18 protein-coding genes are annotated in these 19,229 nt (G+C 53.9%); 15 read left to right on the top strand and 3 right to left on the bottom strand.

Annotated elements, in window-relative coordinates; genetic code table 11:
- The first annotated feature begins 37 nt into the window (after positions 1-37).
- From NTU47_08835 to NTU47_08765, 15 genes are all read left to right on the top strand, one after another.
- On the top strand, positions 38-1,078 hold the full coding sequence (locus NTU47_08835) for a phosphate acyltransferase (GenBank protein ID MCX6133905.1): 1,041 nt from the start codon (positions 38-40) through the stop codon (positions 1,076-1,078).
- Positions 1,079-1,348: 270 nt separating this feature from the next.
- The gene (locus tag NTU47_08830; protein ID MCX6133904.1) at positions 1,349-2,008 is read left to right on the top strand and encodes a rubrerythrin family protein; all 660 of its coding nucleotides are present in this window, start codon (positions 1,349-1,351) and stop codon (positions 2,006-2,008) included.
- Between the two features lie 71 nt (positions 2,009-2,079).
- Positions 2,080-3,234, top strand: coding sequence for a 4Fe-4S dicluster domain-containing protein (locus NTU47_08825; GenBank protein ID MCX6133903.1), 1,155 nt, complete (start codon positions 2,080-2,082; stop codon positions 3,232-3,234).
- A gap of 3 nt (positions 3,235-3,237) precedes the next feature.
- Positions 3,238-3,699 (top strand): cyclic nucleotide-binding domain-containing protein, encoded by a 462-nt coding sequence (locus tag NTU47_08820; GenBank protein ID MCX6133902.1) that lies wholly within the window; start codon positions 3,238-3,240, stop codon positions 3,697-3,699.
- Positions 3,683-4,549: an FAD/NAD(P)-binding protein gene (locus NTU47_08815; GenBank protein MCX6133901.1), complete on the top strand. Its 867-nt coding sequence runs from the start codon at positions 3,683-3,685 to the stop codon at positions 4,547-4,549. Before NTU47_08820 ends, NTU47_08815 begins: the two co-directional genes overlap by 17 nt.
- Before the next feature lie 80 nt (positions 4,550-4,629).
- Positions 4,630-5,409, top strand: a complete 780-nt coding sequence (locus tag NTU47_08810) for a hypothetical protein (protein ID MCX6133900.1) — start codon at positions 4,630-4,632, stop codon at positions 5,407-5,409.
- Positions 5,399-6,682, top strand: coding sequence for a Ni/Fe hydrogenase subunit alpha (locus NTU47_08805; GenBank protein ID MCX6133899.1), 1,284 nt, complete (start codon positions 5,399-5,401; stop codon positions 6,680-6,682). The genes NTU47_08810 and NTU47_08805 overlap by 11 nt, the downstream gene beginning before the upstream one ends.
- Positions 6,683-6,779: 97 nt before the next feature.
- Positions 6,780-7,274, top strand: coding sequence for a YbaK/EbsC family protein (locus NTU47_08800; protein MCX6133898.1), 495 nt, complete (start codon positions 6,780-6,782; stop codon positions 7,272-7,274).
- A 16-nt stretch (positions 7,275-7,290) separates the two neighbouring features.
- Positions 7,291-7,746 (top strand): hydrogenase maturation protease, encoded by a 456-nt coding sequence (locus tag NTU47_08795; protein ID MCX6133897.1) that lies wholly within the window; start codon positions 7,291-7,293, stop codon positions 7,744-7,746.
- 76 nt (positions 7,747-7,822) lie between these two features.
- Complete coding sequence (locus NTU47_08790) at positions 7,823-9,322, top strand: multiheme c-type cytochrome (GenBank protein MCX6133896.1); 1,500 nt, start codon at positions 7,823-7,825, stop codon at positions 9,320-9,322.
- Between the two features lie 71 nt (positions 9,323-9,393).
- Positions 9,394-10,206 (top strand): aldo/keto reductase, encoded by an 813-nt coding sequence (locus NTU47_08785; GenBank protein ID MCX6133895.1) that lies wholly within the window; start codon positions 9,394-9,396, stop codon positions 10,204-10,206.
- Between the two features lie 47 nt (positions 10,207-10,253).
- Positions 10,254-11,744, top strand: a complete 1,491-nt coding sequence (locus NTU47_08780) for a DUF4070 domain-containing protein (GenBank protein ID MCX6133894.1) — start codon at positions 10,254-10,256, stop codon at positions 11,742-11,744.
- A gap of 104 nt (positions 11,745-11,848) precedes the next feature.
- Positions 11,849-12,895 (top strand): alpha/beta hydrolase, encoded by a 1,047-nt coding sequence (locus NTU47_08775; GenBank protein ID MCX6133893.1) that lies wholly within the window; start codon positions 11,849-11,851, stop codon positions 12,893-12,895.
- Positions 12,896-13,023: 128 nt separating this feature from the next.
- Entirely contained in the window at positions 13,024-13,383 is a 360-nt protein-coding gene (locus NTU47_08770; GenBank protein MCX6133892.1) for a carboxymuconolactone decarboxylase family protein, read from the top strand.
- Between the two features lie 38 nt (positions 13,384-13,421).
- Positions 13,422-13,892: a hypothetical protein gene (locus NTU47_08765; protein ID MCX6133891.1), complete on the top strand. Its 471-nt coding sequence runs from the start codon at positions 13,422-13,424 to the stop codon at positions 13,890-13,892.
- Positions 13,893-13,996: 104 nt separating this feature from the next.
- Here the strand turns inward: NTU47_08765 and NTU47_08760 are convergent, their stop codons facing one another.
- The 3 genes from NTU47_08760 to NTU47_08750 all read right to left on the bottom strand — a co-directional run bounded on the left by NTU47_08760 (position 13,997) and on the right by NTU47_08750 (position 18,816).
- Positions 13,997-15,169: a response regulator gene (locus tag NTU47_08760; protein MCX6133890.1), complete on the bottom strand. Its 1,173-nt coding sequence runs from the start codon at positions 15,167-15,169 to the stop codon at positions 13,997-13,999.
- 270 nt (positions 15,170-15,439) lie between these two features.
- Positions 15,440-16,840, bottom strand: a complete 1,401-nt coding sequence (locus NTU47_08755) for a sigma-54 dependent transcriptional regulator (GenBank protein MCX6133889.1) — start codon at positions 16,838-16,840, stop codon at positions 15,440-15,442.
- A complete protein-coding gene (locus tag NTU47_08750) occupies positions 16,837-18,816 on the bottom strand; it encodes a cache domain-containing protein (GenBank protein ID MCX6133888.1) in 1,980 nt (659 codons plus the stop codon). The genes NTU47_08755 and NTU47_08750 overlap by 4 nt, the downstream gene beginning before the upstream one ends.
- Positions 18,817-19,229 lie beyond the last annotated feature (413 nt).

The following is a 19,229-nucleotide window of genomic DNA, read 5'->3' as shown; positions in this document are numbered from 1 at the left end:
TTCGCTCGAAGCCCGCCTGGGCAAGTCACGTGAGATCATGCGCTTCTTTATTCACAAAGCCCAAACAGAGCCGAAGCGCATCGTGTTCCCCGAGGGCGAGGAGGAAAAAATCCTCCGGGCTGCGCAGCAGATTCTGGATGAAGGTGTCGCGAAACCGATTCTTCTTGGAAGTCGAACCTTGATCAAGCAGCGTATTGCGGACCTCGGACTCGACCTCACGGGAGCGGAAATTATCAATCCCGGAAAGTCACCCCGGTTTGACGAGTATGTCACCGCGTTCTACGCTACCCGTCAACGGAAGGGCCTGACCCGCGTCGATGCCGAGAACCAGATCAAGACGCACAACGTCTTTGGCATGATGATGGTCGAGATGGATGACGCCGATGGACTTATCTCAGGCTTGACGCAGCATTATCCGGAGACCGTCCGGCCTGCGCTGCAAATCATCGGAAAGAAGGAGGGCTCGAGGATCATCGCCGGTCTCTATATGATGGTCTTCAAGAACCGGACCATTTTTATCGCGGATGCAACGGTGAACATCGAACCTTCTGCCGAGGATCTGGCAGAGATCGCATTGCTTGCCGCAGAGAAAGTGCAGCAAATGGACATGGAGCCGCGGGTTGCAATGCTCTCGTTCAGCAACTTCGGAGGCACGAAGCATCCGCTGACCGAGAAGGTTCGGATCGCGACGGAAATCGTGAAACGCCGCGCGCCCAATCTCATCGTCGATGGCGAGATGCAAGCTGACACGGCGGTATCCCCGGAGATCATTTCCGAGGTGTATCCGTTTACATCGCTCAAAGGCGGCGCAAATGTTCTGATTTGCCCCGACCTCACATCGGCTAATATCGCCTACAAACTCCTTGCTCACCTCGGTGGTGCAGTGGCAATCGGACCTATGCTTGTGGGTATGCGGAAACCCGTCTACCTCCTGATCCCCGGCTCCGATGTCTCCGATATCGTCAATATCACGGCGATGGCAGTGTTTGAGTCGCAGCAACAGGGCAAGTTGGGACAGAAAGGGTCCGAGCTCCTGGGTCGCATCAAAGCCTCGATGCAGGGGGCTGAAACAAAATAGCATCTGGAGGAACCGGGGACATTGGCGGGCGAGAATTTCTCGGTCGCCAGAAATGGGAATGTGAGGTTCGCTGGAGAATTCTTGCACAGTTTGCGAAAATGATGTCTGCGCCTTCGCAAATCTGAGTGATGGACGTCGCATTCTGGCCTTCGATACTTCGGTTCGAGCCAAATCTCCCATCCGGTCAGTGGAATGAAAATTGCAACCCGTTTGTCAATACTATTGATCGAGCGGTACAATCTATCCTCACACACATCACAGGGGTAAGTCATGAAAGCTCCCGCACGATTTCTTCATCTAGTATGTGTCATTACCCTGGCTCTTCCGATGTTGCTCTGGCAATCAGGCTGTCAGAAGAAGGAAGAATCCAAGCAACCCGAACCGACGCAAGGCACGCAGAAGCTTGCCACAATTGAGAATCTGCAAAGGGCGTACGGAGGTGAGTTGAAACGCTCTCTCTGGTATGACCGTTTTGCAAAACAGGCCATGAAGGAAAACCTGGGAGATATCGCCGTTCTTTTCCGCGCTCTTGGTCGTTCGGAAAAGGTCCATGCTGAAGCAGCGGCGAAGCTGCTGCGGAGCAAAGGGGTCGAACCCATTGTGCCGTCGATCGATTCCATCGCTCCGGGGAAAGCCAAGCAATACCTGAAATTGTCTTTGAGCAACGAGAACCTCGAGCAGAATCTTTATGCGTCGGACACGACGGTTGCCCAGTCAGAGCATTTCACGGAAGCCGCTGAGTGGTTCAGGAGAGCTCTCGAAGCGGATGCACGTCACGGAAGATTGCTGAAGAAAGCAATAGAGCAGGAAACGAACTTTGCGCGGCTGCCGTACATGATGTGTCCGGAGTGCGGCTACATCGTAGGTTCGGACAAGTACGAAGAATGTCCCGTCTGCAAGACCAAAAAGGATAAATTCCAGAAGATATGATTGTGTGAGCGGAGAACTGCGGGCGGAGAATGTCACCCTAGCACCACATACTGAACAACTGGCAGAGTCCAATGTCGACACCAAGGATGTATCGAATCGAACCTGATGCACTGAATGAATTAATACAGTCCCTTCGGCAACAACACTACACGGTCATAGGCCCGATCCTCAGAGGGTCGGCAATCGTTCTCGACGAAATAACCTCCACTGCGCAGCTGCCCATCGGCAAAAGCGATGAGCAGTCTCCTGCCCATTATCGCCTGAAGGATGGGACGGCCGGCTCATTGTTCGCGTTTTCAGCCGGACCGCACTCATGGAAGCGATATCTTTTTCCACCAATCCTGAAACTGCTTACCTCTCACAAGAATGGCGAAGGTTTCCAGGTCTCCGAGGAAATTCCTCCGCCGGAGAAAGAGGAACAGTACGCTCTCCTTGGTGTCAGAGCCTGCGATCTGAGTGCGATCCAGATCCAGGACAAGGTATTTGGAGGAGGGGCCTATCAGGATCCGGCCTATCTGCGAGCCCGCAACAATGCGTTCATCATCGCAGTCAATTGCGTGCAAGCCGGTGGGACCTGCTTCTGTTCTTCCGTTCGAACGGGACCGCGTGCGCGTGTTGGTTTTGATCTCGCGCTCAGCGAGGTTGCAGATGGAGAGCACTACTTGATCGTGGAAGTTGGTACCGAGCGGGGCGCTAAAATCATCGAGACGGTCACGCGCCGCCCGGCCCAGGATGCCGAGGTCGAGAAAGCCGAACATCTTATCAAAGCCGCTGCGCAATTGACCGGTCGATCACTTGAACCGGACAACACCCGCGAAGTTCTCTACCAAAACACTGAGCACCCCCGCTGGGATGTTGTCGCAGCCCGGTGCCTTTCCTGTGCGAACTGCACGATGGTCTGCCCGACATGTTTCTGTGCGACAGTTGAAGATACAACTGATCTGGCTGGAACAACGGCAGAACGTATTCGCAAGTGGGACTCGTGCTTCACGCTCGATTTCTCCTACATTCACGGGGGCAGCGTGCGCCCGTCGTCACGGGCCCGCTACCGTCATTGGATCACGCACAAGCTTGCTTCGTGGGTGGACCAGTTCGGCACCATCGGATGTGTCGGCTGCGGACGTTGCATTACATGGTGTCCCGTCGGCATTGACATCACGGAAGAATACAGAGTCATTCGCGAGACGTATCTCATGAATCGAGGATCAAGTCCAAACAAGGAGTGAACGATGGAAACTCTTGAACGCATTCTCGTCCAGCATCCGTTCTTCAAAGACCTCACCCCTGAGTATCTGCAGCTGGTGACGGGCTGTTCATCCAACGTTCGATTTGAGCAGGATCAGTTCATTTTCCGTGAAGGAACAGAGGCGAACCAGTTCTACCTCATCCGGGAAGGGCGCGTTGCGCTCCAACTGTTTTCTCCGGAACGCGGGCATATCACCATCGAGACGCTCGGCGAGGGGGATATCCTTGGTTGGTCCTGGCTGATCCCGCCCTATAGCTGGCATTTTGATGCCAAGGCAGTGGATCTGACCCGCGCCATCGCACTCGACGGAAAGTGTCTCCGCAAGAAATGTGAAGACGATCATAACCTGGGGTACGAATTGCTGAAGCGCTTCTCCCATATCATGGGACAACGACTGGAATCAACACGACTACAACTATTGGATCTCTATGGCGTCCGTTCTTGAATCTCATCCTGAAGCAGCAGCGGTATGCGCTAGCCCGATGGTACCTCGTCCGTACATCATAAAAAGGGTGCGGAAGGATACCGACGATACGTTTACCCTGGAACTCGGTCCGAAAGATGGGCGTTCCCATTTTTCCTTCCTGCCCGGACAGTTCAACATGATCTATGTCTACGGGGTGGGAGAAGTCCCGATCTCCATTTGCGGCGACCCGTCAAGCGCGACGCTTGTCCACACCACGCGGGCAGTTGGCACCGTTACTAAAGCGATGGCAAAACTGCGCCGCGGCGATATCGTGGGTATCCGCGGGCCGTTTGGGACCTCGTGGCCTGTTGAACAGGCGCGCACACGGGACGTCGTCGTGGTCGCGGGTGGTATCGGACTGCCTCCGCTGCGGCCGGCCCTCTACCATATTCTGGCTCACCGTGAGGCCTACGGAAAAGTGGTGCTGCTGTACGGTACGCGGACTCCGGACGATATTCTCTTCAAGGACGAGCTCGAGAATTGGCGGGCACGATTCGACCTTGAGGTGTTCGTGTCGGTCGACCGCGCAATTTCCGGCTGGAGGGGAAATGTTGGCGTTGTGACGACGCTGATTACGAAAGCTGGGTTCGACCCGACGAATACAGTCGGCATGATCGTCGGCCCGGAAGTGATGATGCGCTTCACAGCCCTCGAGTTGTTGAAACGCGGTGTCAAGGCCGAAGCGATCTATCTCTCGATGGAGCGCAATATGAAATGCGGCATCGGCCTTTGCGGCCATTGCCAGTGGGGGCCGCTGTTCACCTGTAAAGACGGCCCCGTGTTCCGCTATGATCAGATCAAGGATCTACTGGTAAAGTGGGAGATCTAAAGGCACAAACCCTGTTGTTGGTTGAATCGCTCTTGCAGCTTGAATTGCCATTCCCTGAACATCGATCGCACTGAGAAGTCATGAAGAAAGAACGTAAACCGAAACTCGCAATTTGGAAGTTTTCGTCGTGTGATGGCTGTCAGCTGAGTCTGCTCGATTGTGAGGATGAACTGCTGGCAGTTGCCGAGAACATTGAGATAGCCAATTTCCCGGAAGCCTCCCGTCAGGTTGTGAAGGGCCCTTACGATTTGTCACTCGTCGAAGGATCCATCACCACCCCGCACGACGCCGAGCGTATTCATCAGGTGCGCCGCTCTTCGAAGGTGCTCGTGACCATTGGCGCATGCGCGACAGCCGGCGGGATCCAGGCGCTGCGCAATTTCAAAGACGTTCGGGAGTTCACTTCCATCGTCTACGCGACGCCGTCGTACATAGAGACCCTGAACAAATCGACGCCGATTACTGACCACGTCTTTGTCGATTTCGAATTGCGCGGCTGTCCGATCAGCAAGGTCCAGCTCGTGGAGGTGTTGAGCGCATTCCTGAATGATCGGAAACCGGCGACTCCAACCTACAGCGTCTGCGTGGAATGCAAGCGACGCGGCACGGTCTGTGAGCTGGTGACACATGGTCCGCCGTGCCTGGGCCCGGTGACGCAAGCCGGCTGCAACGCCCTCTGCCCGTCGTATGACCGGGGGTGTTTTGGCTGCTTCGGTCCCAAAGAAACACCGAACACATCATCGCTGGCGGAGTACTGGAGAACGCTTGGCATGAAGAACCTCGAGCTTCTCCACCTGTTCCGGAGTTACAACGCCTACGCCGAATCGTTCCGAAAAGAAAGTGAAGCACATGAAAAGTAGATCCATCAAGGTTGATTATCTTGCCCGGGTTGAAGGTGAGGGGGGCATTCACATCAAGGTCCAGAACAAGATTGTCACCGATGTCCGGTTCGACATCTTCGAGCCGCCCCGCTTCTTCGAGGCTTTTTTGCGTGGCAGACTGTTCACAGAAGCTCCCGATATCACGGCGCGCATTTGCGGTATTTGTCCTATCGCCTACCAGATGAGCTCCATCCATGCGATGGAATCGGCGTGCGGTGTTTCTGTGACAGGGCAATTGAGGGCGCTGCGGCGCATGATTTACTGCGGGGAATGGATTGAAAGCCACGCGCTGCACGTCTACATGCTGCACGCGCCGGATTTCCTCGGCTATCAGGATGTACTCCAGATGGCGAAGGATCACGGAGAAGCGGTCAAGAAGGCCCTGAAACTGAAAAAGATCGGCAATGAGATCGTTACGCTTCTTGGAGGCAGGGAGATCCACCCGATAAACCTGAAAGTGGGGGGATTCTACCGGCTTCCCACGAAGCAGGAGCTGAATGGGCTTGTGGAAAAACTGAAATGGGCGCGCGATGCGGCGGTGGACACGGTTCAGCTTGTCGCAACATTCCCGTTCCCGGAATTCGAACGCGACTACGAGTATGTGTCGCTGCGTCATGAGACTGAGTACCCGTTCAATGAAGGGCGACTCGTCTCGAACAAAGGGCTGAATATCCCGATAGCAGAATACGAGAACAATTTCGCCGAGGAACATGTCTGGTATTCGAATGCCCTCCATTCGGTGATGAAGGGAAGGGGAGCGTATCACGTCGGGCCGCTGGCGCGCTTCAATCTGAATTATGACAAGCTTTCTCCCATGGCGAAGGAGGCGGCGACTGCGGTTGGTCTCACCCTTCCGCTGAATAACCCGTTCAAGAGCATTATGGTGCGAAGCGTTGAGATGGTGTTCGCGTGCGAAGAGGCATTGCGCATCATCGGTGAGTATGAGATGCCCGAGCGTCCGTCCGTCGAGGTGCAGCCCAGGGCCGGCACTGGCTACGGAATCACAGAGGCGCCAAGAGGATTCCTCTACCATCGGTATCGGCTGAATGAAAAGGGATTGATCATGGATGCGAAGATCGTCCCGCCCACGTCGCAAAACCAGAAGACCATGGAATTGGATCTGCGGGAATTTGTCCCTCCACGGCTCAACCTGTCGCAGGAGAAGCTGACGTGGCAATGCGAACAGGCGATCCGCAATTATGATCCCTGCATTTCCTGCGCAACGCATTTTGTCCGGTTGGACATTCAGTAGGATGTGAAGAAGCCTGTTGCCGGAAGGCAACGCCCTGTTCGGGATCACCATTCTTCAGAAATGTGTCGTTGATTCTCCCTTGACCCGGAGGCTGCCAATGGCAAAGATTACCGATCTCCTTCGCTATCTCCAGAGCAACAAAGTCGAGTTCCAAGTTCTCGAGCACGACCCCGCCTTTTCAGCTCACGATGTCGCCGCCGTCGCGCATGTGCCGGAAAGCGAGATGGCCAAGGCGATCCTGATAAAGATCGATCAGCACTACTGGATGGCAGTCTTGAGGGCGGATCAGCGTATCAACCAGCAGATGATCCGGCGCGTGTTTGGGGCAAAAAACGTCCAGCTTGCTCATGAAGAAGACCTCGGTATGCTCTTTCCTGATTGCCAGCTTGGTGCCATGCCCCCTTTCGGAAATTTGTACGGCTTACCGGTACTCGTCGAAGAATGCCTCGAGGATGATGAGGACATTGTTTTCAACGCATGCACCCACACGAAAGCGATCCATATGAAGTTCAAGGACTTCCGCCGCCTGGCGAAGCCCGTCATCGCCGGCTTCGCTGAATTCGTTCATGTGGTGGAGGAACGCTCATTCTGACCTCCTGGGAGCCGTCGTGAGGACTGTCGTCGTAGGGATCGGAAATGATTTTCGGGGTGATGACGGGGCCGGTTTGTTCGCAGCCAGGCTTTTGAGATCCCACTCGCTACGGAATACCGCAATAGTAGAGCTCAACGGTGAGGTAACAAGGTTGGTGGATTACCTGCAGGAATGCGATGCAGCTATCCTCATCGATGCAGTCCAGTCTCAGAAGCCCCCCGGTACGATCCACCATGTCGATGTGAGTCACAACCCTCTCCCCAACAGCGGAAACCAGCGATCTACACACGGTATAACTCTTGCTTCCGTCATCGAACTCGCTCGAGCCGGGGAGAGTTTCCCGAAGAGAGTGATTATCTATGGGATCGAGGGTGAATCCTACGATCACTCCCAAAACCTGACACCGCCTGTCGCCCAAGCGGTGAAAAAGGTCGTCGCTCTTGTCTCACAGGAAATTTCATCATGGGAATAGAGCCTCGCGTCGTGCCCCCGATCTTGTCCCCCGTATTGTGGTGACAACTCAACAGCGAACTTCGAAGGAGTATGCTATGCAAATCATGAAATCTGCGGCGGTCATTGTTCTCGTGTCCATGGTTATCTGCTCCGCCGGCGTGGCCCGACAACAGGTCCCCCCAGCGGAGCCAGCTTTGAGCGAAGAGACGCAGGCGTGCCTGGAATGTCACAAAACCGTCACTCCTGGAATCGTTGAAGACTGGATGTTGAGCAGGCACGCTATCACAACACCGGCAGCAGGGCTGTCCAAACCGGTGAAGGAGAGAAGGATCTCGAATGAAGCAGTCCCCAAGCAAGTTCTGTCAGTTGTTGTGGGATGCTACGAATGTCACAGTCAGCGAGCAAGCAGCCATAAGGACAATTTTGAGCACTTCGGCTACAAGATCAACGTAGTGGTCTCACCCGCCGATTGCGCTACCTGCCACAGTGTGGAATCCCGGCAATACGCTCTGGGGAAGAAAGCTCATGCCCTCGGGAACCTTGAGGACAATCCAGTCTATTCGGCTCTCGTCGAGACAATACTCGGGATGAAGGTTTCAGAGGGGCGCTCGGTGAAACGCAATCCGGCATCCCAGACAACAAAGAACGAAACGTGCTACGCATGTCATGGAACGCACGTTGAAGTCATGGGGCTAAAAACTGTATCAACGAGCGCAGGAGATGTGGAAGTCCCAAACCTCACGAACTGGCCCAACCAGGGAGTCGGACGCGGCAATCCCGACGGCAGCACGGGCGCCTGCACATCGTGTCATCCCCGGCATAGCTTCTCCATCGAGATTGCCCGAAAACCCCATACCTGCGGACAATGCCACCTGAAACCGGATCTTCCGGCGTGGGATGTCTACAAAGAGAGCAAGCACGGCAACATCATAGCCTCGATGGAACACTCGGTCAATTGGGCTTCGGTGCCCTGGACAGTTGGCAAGGACTTTCGTGCACCCACCTGTGCCACGTGCCACAACAGCATGATAACATCACCTGATGGGGAAACAGTCGTCGAGCGCAACCATGATTTTGGATCCCGACTGTGGGTCAGGATTTTTGGACTACCGTATTCCCATCCCCAACCGAAGAGCGGCAACACGGCGATTCTCAGGAACAAGGATGGGCTGCCGCTGCCGACAACGTTTACCGGTGCACCGGCATCTGAATACCTCATCGATCAGGTGGAGCAGGATCGGCGGCAATCTGAGATGAAAAAGGTCTGCCAGACATGCCACGGAACGAGCTGGAGCAACGCACACTTCGCCAAGCTGGCGAAAACGAATGTGGAAGCCGACTCGATGGTTCTCGCGGCTACGAAGCTGATGACTGAAGCATGGACAAGCAGTCTGGCAAACAAAACAAATCCCTTCGACGAGGCGATCGAACATCGTTGGATCAGGCAATGGTTGTTCTATGCCAACTCAGTCCGTTATGCGTCGGCCATGTCGGGTCCCGATTATGCTACGTTCGAAAACGGTTGGTGGGAATTGTCGCAGAATCTGGAAGAAATGCGCGAATACCTCAGGCAGCACGCCGCGAAGAAAAAGTAAGCCGTAGGTTGCACGGCATGTCAGGCTGAATTCCCTGAAGAGATGTCACGCCGTAGGAGAAAGGAAACTCCATGGAAGGGTTCTCGCAAACAGTGGCCTTGGGTGCAACGGGCCTGCGGACCTCGCGTCTCGGTCTCAGCGCCTCGTATCGCCCAGGAGTTCGAGCCGTCCACCGCGCTCTTGACGAAGGGATCAATTTCTTCTTTGGCTACGGTATCGATACGCAGCTCTCGAAGGGACTCCGTGAAGCATTCAGGAGTAATCGCGACAAGCATGTTCTTGCCACGGGAGCATATAATCTTCTTATCGGATATCCCAACCTCCGCCGAACGCTTGAACGACGTCTCCGTCAGTTCCGCACTGACTATATCGACGTGTTCCTCTTCCTCGGCGTGACCGATCCGAAGCAGTTTCCCCGGAAAGCGATCGATGAGATGATGCGATTCCGCGAAGAAGGAAAGGTGAGGTCCATTGGCATGTCATGTCACGACCGCAAGTTCGTCGGAAAACTGGCTTCAGAGGGGGCCTTGGACGTCATGATGATGCGGTACAATGCGGCTCACCGTAGTGCCGAAATGGATATTTTTCCCTATCTTAGAGCACACCAGCCGGGCATTGTGAGTTATACGGCGACTCGATGGACCGCCCTGATCCGGAGAACAAAGGGGTGGCCGAAAGACGGACGTATTCCCGATGCGGGAATGTGCTACCGGTTTGTTCTCTCAAATCCTCACGTGCATGTCTGTCTCACCGCTCCTTCGAATGAGGGCCAGCTCGTAAAGAATCTCGAGGTCCTGCGTCAGGGGCCGCTGAATGAAGAAGAGATGCATTTCATGAAGCAGTACGGCGACGCTGTGTATAACAGACATCAGTGGTTCATGTAACCTTTCTTCGTCGGACGATTCGCCGCCGAATGTGTGCCAGGAGCCCCATGAACATTCTCTTGGTCTACCCCAAGTACCCGGACACTTTTTGGAGTTACCGGCACGCTCTCAAATTCATCTCCCGCAAAGCGAGTTTTCCCCCCTTGGGCCTCCTGACAGTCGCGTCGATGTTGCCGCAGACGTGGCAGAAGAAACTTGTCGACTGCAACGTGCGGACGCTTCTCGGCAAGGACATTGATTGGGCCGATGCCGTGTTCATCAGCGGAATGTCCGCACAGAAAGAATCGGCCGAGGAGATTATCAGGCAGTGCAAAGAGAAGGGGAAAAAAGTGGTGGCGGGAGGCCCGCACTTCACCGCTCACGCTGAAGAGTATGGAGATGTCGATCATCTCGTGCTGAACGAAGCGGAGATCACACTTCCTCAGTTTCTGAACGATTGGGAGAAGGGGACTCCGAAGCGCCTGTACCGCACCGACGAATGGGCCGATATCACGACGACACCTATTCCGGCCTGGGATCTTGTCAATCTGAAGCACTATGGTTCAATGAACGTCCAGTATTCACGAGGATGTCCCTTCGACTGCGAATTCTGCGATATCACGGTCCTCTACGGGCGGAGGCCGAGGACGAAAACCCGCGAACAGGTGTTTGCAGAATTGGATGCTTTGTACAAGAGGGGGTGGCGGGGAGGGGTTTTCTTTGTCGATGATAATTTCATCGGAAACAAGGAAAAACTCCGGCGGGATATTCTCCCGGCAATCGTAGACTGGATGAAAGTGCATAACCATCCGTTCAATCTCAATACGGAAGCTTCCATCAATCTTGCTGATGATGACGACCTGATGCGATGGATGACCCGTGCCGGATTCGATACAGTCTTCGTCGGGATTGAGTCCCCGAACGAGGAGAGCCTGATAGAATGCAAAAAGAGCCCGAACAGGAACCGTGATCTCGTCGCCTCCGTGAAAAAGATGCAGAAGTTCGGTCTCGAAGTCCAGGGGGGCTTCATCGTTGGGTTCGATGTGGACCCGTCGACCATTTTCGACCGGCTGATCCGGTTCATTCAGGAAACCAATATCGTGACGGCAATGGTGGGACTTCTGAATGCCCCCACAGGAACCCGTCTCTACAGAAGACTGTTGAGCGAAGGACGGATACTCTCGAAGATGTCGGGGAACAACACCGATTTCTCGATAAACTTTCTGCCCAAGATGGATCTTCAATCGTTGATGGTTGGATATCAGGAGGTGCTGGGCCAAATCTATTCCCAGAGGGAATATTACCTGCGCGTCAAACGATTCCTGACGGACTTCAAGCCGATCCAGAAGACGTCTTTTCGTTTTCAGACCGACTACCTCAAAGCCTTGATCAAGTCAGTGTTCTACCTCGGTATCGTCGGGAAAGGGCGGCAGTATTACTGGAGACTGTTCTTCTGGTCACTCTTCACAAGACCTCGGTTGTTTCCTCTTGCGATAACGTTCTCCATTTATGGATTCCATTTCCGCAGGGTGTTCGAGCATTACATGAGCGGATTGTAGTTGAACCGAAATACTGAGCATCGCGTGCGAACGCGCCAGTTGTCTCGACGCCGCGCGGGCACTTCGAACCACGATTCTCAATTAACGACTCCATGGGAATATTCATGACACTTGCTTTTCAAATCGTCGCAATCGTTCTGGCGGTGCTCTTCCTGCTTCGGGTCATTAACCTGATTGTTCTCATGCGATGGTACCAAACGCCGAAACCCCCGGGAACGACCGTGGATATCGACGGAAGGAGAGTGTACTACACGTTGAAAGGCGTCGGATACCCGACTGTCGTGATAGAATCCGCTCTGGGGGGTGTGTCGGCCGAGTGGTGGAGTATTCAGGATGAGCTTGCTGCGACGACCAGAGTGTTGACATATGACCGGGCAGGCTACGGCTGGAGCGCCCCATCTGACGAGCCGCGCTTTAGCGAGTCAGTAGCCGCTGAACTTAAGCAACTCGTGGATGCGTTGGAAATCACGGGGCCGGTTGTGTTGGTCGGTCATTCAATTGGCGGACTGTATGTGAACCATTTCGCTCGCCTCTACCCCGAACTCGTCGGGGGAATTGTGCTTATCGATCCCGTTTCTTCAGACAATGGCCGGTTCCGGAGTGAACTGGAGCCTTCTGTGTTTCATAATAGCGGGATTGACAAGAAGGGAGGAATAAGGATCCTCGAGTGGTTCAGTGGATTCGGTTTCACAAGGCTGATGAAAAAGCGGGTGATACGAATGTATGAGGGGCTTGAACACAAGGCTGTGCCGGCCGAGGCACAGGCGATCCTCTGGCGTCACATGCTTTTACCGCATACTCCGAAGACGGCGATGGCAGAATACCTCCTGACCGAACGGAAGGATCTGCGCAGAGAGCTTGGAGGCCAAGAAGGCTTTCCCCGTGTTCCTCTCCGGGTGATCGCTCATTCCTCTGAGAAAATGATTGATCACATTTCTCGTATCGGTGGTCTCACCGTTGATCAGGCCCGGTCAGTTGAGACTATCTGGCAGGACCTCATTCGGGCTCATACAGGGCTGGTGCCATCCTCCAGTTTGGTTGTGGCAGAGCGCAGCAGTCATAACGTTCACCTTGATGAGCCCGACCTCGTCGTCAAAACCATACTTGATGTTGCACGCCAGCTGAGGCGATCAGGAAATTGCGCTTCTTAGCTGTTTCCGGCGCGCCGAATGGGTTGGAGCAGGATTGATGCAGGTATCCCTTGAAAGTCATCACACATTTGCCATTCTTGGGAAAAGCATGCAATCAAATCCAAACCGCCACGGAACGAGGAGGCACCATGGGCAGTCGTCTTGAAGAGTTTAGGGAATACCGGGCACGCATGAATGACAGGGTCCTGCAGATTGATCATCTCGGGATCAAGAGGTTTTTCAATCTGGACACCACTGCATACAAGGATGGTGCGCTTGACGGCAAGACAAAGGAGTTGCTTGGATTGACGGCCTCCGCCGTGCTGCGCTGCGACGATTGCGTAGATTACCATCTTCTCCAGTGCGTCGAGGCTGGCTGGAAGGATGAAGAGCTTCACGATGCCTTGAATGTTGCGTTAGTCGTGGGTGGGAGCATCGTTATTCCGCATCTCCGTCACGCGGTTGAAACGGCCGACTTGCTCAGGGCTGAGAAAGCGGGATCACAGTGAAGAGTGTTGTTCTATTCTGAAACCAGGCAAGGGATGATATGAAGAGGTTGTTGGCATTGCTGTTCGTCTGTCCGATGATCACATGCGGGACCACCGCCCAGATCAAGATGCTCAAGAATTTCGATCAACTGATGTTTGCGCTCAGGACCGGCTCGGAAGCGCGTGCCGTCATTTACTACGCGCGGTGCAAGCTCATTATCGACAGCGTGGAAACGAAAGCACCCGACGCGGTAGGGGGGATGTCGATCAGCACGTACGAGTACTTCGCTCCGAATTCCGTGAGGAACCCGAAAGCATTTGTGACCACCTCTCAGACCATGTTGATTTCCCACCCGAAGCAGGGGCATGTGTACAACTACGTCAAGATCAAGATCTATGAGGATAATGCTGTGGAAATCAACGCGAAGTATCTCAATCCGACAACCTATCAGGTCTTGATGGACGAAACGTTTTATGGCGCGATCAGCGCGGGCGATGACGGCAATGCGGTGTGTCTCTACGAACGCTGAGTATCAATCCGGGCGCGGCGTCTTCACTGAGTACGCAAATAACAAGGGGTGAGTTCAGGAGCGCTATGCTCGAGGAACTCACCCCTTTGAGTGAGTGCCGGAGTTCAGGCTGCAAGGGCCTCGACAGCGACCTTTGTCAGTTCCTGTGGCGTGAACGGTTTTGGAATGAAATCGAAGGCTCCGAACTTCGTCGCCTCGATTGCGGTCTCAATCGTACCATGGCCGGTGACCATGATGACCGGCACGTCAGGATACTGAGTCCGGATGGATTTGAGGACTTCCATCCCGCTGCGTTTCGGCATCTTGAGATCGAGGAGCACCAGGTCGTATGACTGGATCTTCAGTTTCAGCATTGCAGAGTCGACGTCGAAGGCTTCTTCGACCGCACAGCTCTGCTTCGAGAGGATCTTGCGGATACTATGGCAAACGATTGGTTCATCATCCACTACAAGCACGGAATACTTGGCGTTGGGGTCTTTGCCGTACAAACCCGCAAGCGGAATATCCGATCGCGTGAGACAATTGATGTAGTCCGAACCGGTTATCCGCTCCACTTCAGCAAGGTTGAAGGGGAGATCCACATCGATGATGTCGTTCGAAAGCGTTCTGACACTCGTTGACTTTGACGCCCGTGCCTTTTCCTTCTTGAGAATCGGGCACTCACCTGCACACTCTTTACCGTCCAGAACGAGTTTTCTGCACTCACGTTGTCCCAGGAAGCAATACTCCTTCGCCGCGCCCTTCTTGGGCAACGGAACATCCGTATGTGTCAGCGTCTCAACGTATTCCCTGGACGTCTGCTTCGCAACTTCCCGGGCATTGAAGGGCATATCGATGTCGATATTGCCTTCCTCGATCTCGCCTTCTTGCTGTTCCGGGACTTCAGAGGCTTTCCTTCTTGCGCTCGTCACTCTTGCAGCCAGTGTTTTCTCGGTAACCTTGGTCAGCTCATCAGGCGTGAAGGGTTTCGGGAGATAGGCCGACGCCCCAAGCTTTGTTGCTTTGACCGCCGACTCGATCGAAGCATACCCGGTGATCATGATGACTTCGAGCTCCGGATAATCGTCTCTGATGATCTGGAGCAGCTCCAATCCGCTTGTCCCTGGAATCATCATATCGGTGATGACGAGATCAAACGTCATCTCTTTGATGAGTTTTACCGCATCATCGACCGTGAAGGCCTGGGAAATGTTGTATCCCTTACGGGAAAGGACTTTCTTGATGCTCTGACAAACATTCTCTTCGTCATCGACTACGAGTATTTTTTGGGTAATCATTTTGGTTGCCTTTGTGATGGTTGAAACTCAGTGTGCTTCGGTTGCTGCGCGATATGCAGCAAGCCGCGTGCCATCAGTGATTGATGGAGGTGCCGGGGCGGTAATACCTTCATGTGTCACAACTTAGTGAGGATATCAGCGATTGAGTGAATTTCCGATGCTTGGGCAGCTGAAAGCCCGCCGTCTGCCTGGGATCTTTGAATTACTGCTAAAATGAGGGATTGTGCCCGCCGAGGGGTGCATAGTAGAAATACACAGGTGCACAATCAGTTATGCGGGCGGGGCGTGCCTCTTGATGTGGTATTTTCTCATCAACGCCTGGAAATTCGACCGCTGCATGTTTGCTTCGCGTGCAGCCTTCGATACGTTCCAGTTGTTTCGTACGAGAGACTCTTCGATGAAGAGCTTTTCAACTTCCTGGACAGATGACTCTCGTATTTTCTTCTTAAGCTCCTTGAGCTCATCGCTCGTCTTCGGAATCATTGAGCGAAGAGAAGAGTCGGTGCGATAGAGAGCGGCCGAAATGTGTACTGGCTCGATTTCATCTCCTTCGACAAGAATTGTCAGCCGCTCGATGGCGTGTTCGAGCTCCCGGACATTGCCCGGCCAGTGGTAGTCCATCAACAACTCCATTGCCTCTGCGCGTACGTGCGGTATGGATCGGCTGATGGCAGAACAGAATTTCTTCAGAAAATGTACGACAAGCTCGGGAATATCTTCGCGTCGCTCCCTCAGAGGAGGGAGGCGGAGCGGGAACACGTTCAGCCGATAGTAGAGGTCCTCTCTGAACTTCCCTTCACTGACGAGTTGTCTAAGGTTTTGGTTTGTCGCAAATATCAGCCGCAGATCGACCTTGCGGACCGTCGTGCTTCCGACGGGGATGAACTCCTTCTCCTGCAGAACCCGGAGCAGGCGGGCCTGGGTTTCCATCGAGAGATTCCCGATTTCATCCAGGAAAATTGTCCCCTCGTTTGCGACCTCAAAGACCCCCGCCCTGTCAACCGTCGCGCCGGTAAAAGAGCCCTTAACGTGTCCGAACAGCTCGCTCTCCAAGAGCGTGCTTGAGAGCGTTGAAATGTCGATGGCAAAGAACTTCGCAGCCTTTCGCTTGCTTCGCTCGTGGATTGCTTTCGCTGTCAGGTCTTTTCCCGTACCGCTTTCACCGATAATGAGCACCGTGCTGTCCGTCGGCCCAACCTTCTGGATCAAGCCGTAGACTTCTTTCATCGCGGCACTGGAACCGATCAGACCTTCGAAGCCTCCTGACTCAACGTATGCGAATCCCGGTTCTGACATCTTGAGGAGTTTTCTTCTCTCCAATGCTCTATCGAGAACAGCAAGCAGCTCGCCGGCGGTGAACGGCTTCGGGAGGAAGTCGAACGCTCCAGATCTCATCGTCTCCACGGCTGAGGCTATTGTCGCATAACCGGTGATAATCACGACGACAGTGGACGGGTATTTCTCTCTGACTGTTTGCAGTACCTGCAATCCTCCCATGTCCATCATCTTGAGATCTGTGAAGACGACATCGAAGCTTTCCGATTCCAGCATCGACAGCGCTTCGCGGCCGGACGTGGCAATCGCGGCGGTGTGCCCTGAACGCCGGAACACTTTTTCGCAGCTTTTGCAGATCACGATTTCGTCGTCAACAATCAGAATATGCGAGCTCATGCCGTATGTCCATTCCCTTCGCTTGTCTGGACGGGGAGTTGGATGACGAAGACCGATCCCTTCCCTATGGTGCTCTCCACGGTTATCGTTCCACCGTGTTGCTCAACGATTCCGTAGCTGATGGAAAGTCCAAGACCGGTTCCATGTTCTTTTGTCGTGTAGAAAGGATCGAAGATGAGTTCGCGAACTTCTTCCGAAATGCCGGGCCCTGTGTCGGCGATGCTGACAATGAGACTATCCCGTTGGGGTGACATGGTCGAAGAGATCGTGAGGACGCCTCCTTTTGTCATTGCCTCGGCGGCATTCAGGATGATATTTACAAACACCTGTTGGATCTGATCCGGATCAACATGAATGTCGGGCATGTCTCCGTGGAGATTCTTCTCAATAAGAATGTTCCTGAATGACGCCTGATTCCGGACGAGCAGGATGATGTTCTCGATAAGCGTATTGATACTGGCAAGGCGCGTTTGCGGCTTTGTCTGACGGGCAAAATCGAGCAGCCGCTTTACGATCTCCCGGCATCGGATTGTTTCGTGTACCATGACCTCCACGTCTTCTCGCCTGGGATCATCGGCAGGGAGGTCCTCCAGCAGAAGACTGCTGTTCGTGAGAATTCCGGTCAACGGGTTGTTAATTTCGTGGGCGACTCCCGCTGCCAGCTTGCCAAGGGACGCCAGCTTTTCAGATCGGAAGAGTTGGGAGTTGATCTTCTTCATTTCATCTGCGCGTTCGGCGACCTTTTTCTCCAAGGTTGCACCCCATTCCTCAAGCTCGCGTTTCTCAGTCTCCAATTGTCTTGACATTACGTTCAGCGAGCGGCCAAGGTGCTCGATCTCGCTGGGGCCTTTGGCCGTGAAATCGTGTTTGTAGTCTCCCTCAGCAATCTGTTTGGAGATTTCCTCGAGTTGGCGCAGCGGGCGTGAAATACGGCGCGCCAGGAATATCGACGCTAGGACAATCAGAATGATTCCCAGGAACGCGATCCCAAGAAATGTGACGAGGGTTCGCTGCAGGACGTCGTCGAACGGCTGTTTCAGGACTCCGACGTAGAGCATTCCGATGATATTCCCCATCAGATCTCGAATCGGCTCGTACGCGGTGATATAGGTGGCGTTGACGACAAAGGCTTCTCCCACCCAGCGTTTGCCTTCTCTGAGCACGGCATCATACACCTCACTCGAGACAAGCGTTCCGAGCGCCCGGCTCCCGTCAGCGTTCCTGACATTTGTTGAAATGCGAAGATCACCCTGAAAGATCGTCGCAGTGCCTATTTCCTTTCCCTGGTAGATTTGACCTTCGTGAACAATTTCTTTGATCTTGTCGACGATCTCGAAGTTCCGATTCAGAAGGACGCCGCCGATGATCGCACCCAGGAAATGGTCGTTGTCATCGAAGACCGGCACGGCGGATGCGAGCATCATGCCGGAAGTCTCCTGGCGGTCCTTGCGCTCCTTCGCCTTGGGTGTCGGGATAATATCCATAAGCGCATTGGCGGCAAGGTCCGGCGAGGCTTTGACGAGCATGTCCCTCGTAAGGAGATCGGTGCCGCTCACAGGCTGACGCGTTCGGAGCACACGTTCGATGAACCGATCTTCGAGTATGATGTCTCCATAGAGGGCAGGATTGCGGCCACGGGCGATCACAGTGCCGCGTGCGTCAGTGACAGACAAAATGTCCAGCTTCTCACGCTCGAGGATAGATCGAAAGTCCTTTGAAAGAAACGCGTGGTCCCGGTTAAGAACGGCGGCACGGACAAGTTTGCGGAGTGCCGTGAGGCGCGTGATACTGTGGATTTCGGAAATCTTGTTACGATAAAGTTCGCGTGCGGAGTTGAGGTCGGAAATCGTTTTTGTCTCGGCTCGCGTGATAACCTGATCGGTAATGATCCGCATTCCGACATAGCCGGTAACAAGGGCCGGGACAAGAATTGCAATGGAAAATGCGAGGATGAGTTGCGACTGAATCGTCTTCACAGGATGATACTCATTCCGAATACTTGAAGCTGCACCTACGTGCGCCCGTGAGTGCGTAGGTTCTGTGCACGTCTGTTGGCATGCGTGCATCAATATGTTGAAAACGGGCGACCTTTACAAATTCGATTTCATCGAATCGTGCGCGGGATGTTGGACGGTATCATGATGTTGACTCGTTTCCCAAAAGTGATGCGCGCGAGTTCAGCAAACAACGATGTTATCGATTCAGAGAATTGAGAATGCAATTTCCGTGTGCAGAGAGTCGCGGTAATTGAACAACATGCTTCCGGCATCGTACGGAATTAGTTCCAACTTCTTGTGATCTTCTTACGCACTCGATTGCCTGTGCGGGAGAGTTCCTGAAAGAAGGAACTCTCCCGTCAGCAAGAATCTGTAGTCTTATTGAGACATGT

The organism is Ignavibacteriales bacterium, from assembly GCA_026390595.1.
Taxonomy (GTDB): domain Bacteria; phylum Bacteroidota; class Ignavibacteria; order UBA10030; family UBA10030; genus UBA9647.
Note: the sequence above shows the minus strand (reverse complement) of the source record. Positions and strands in the feature narration are given on the sequence as shown.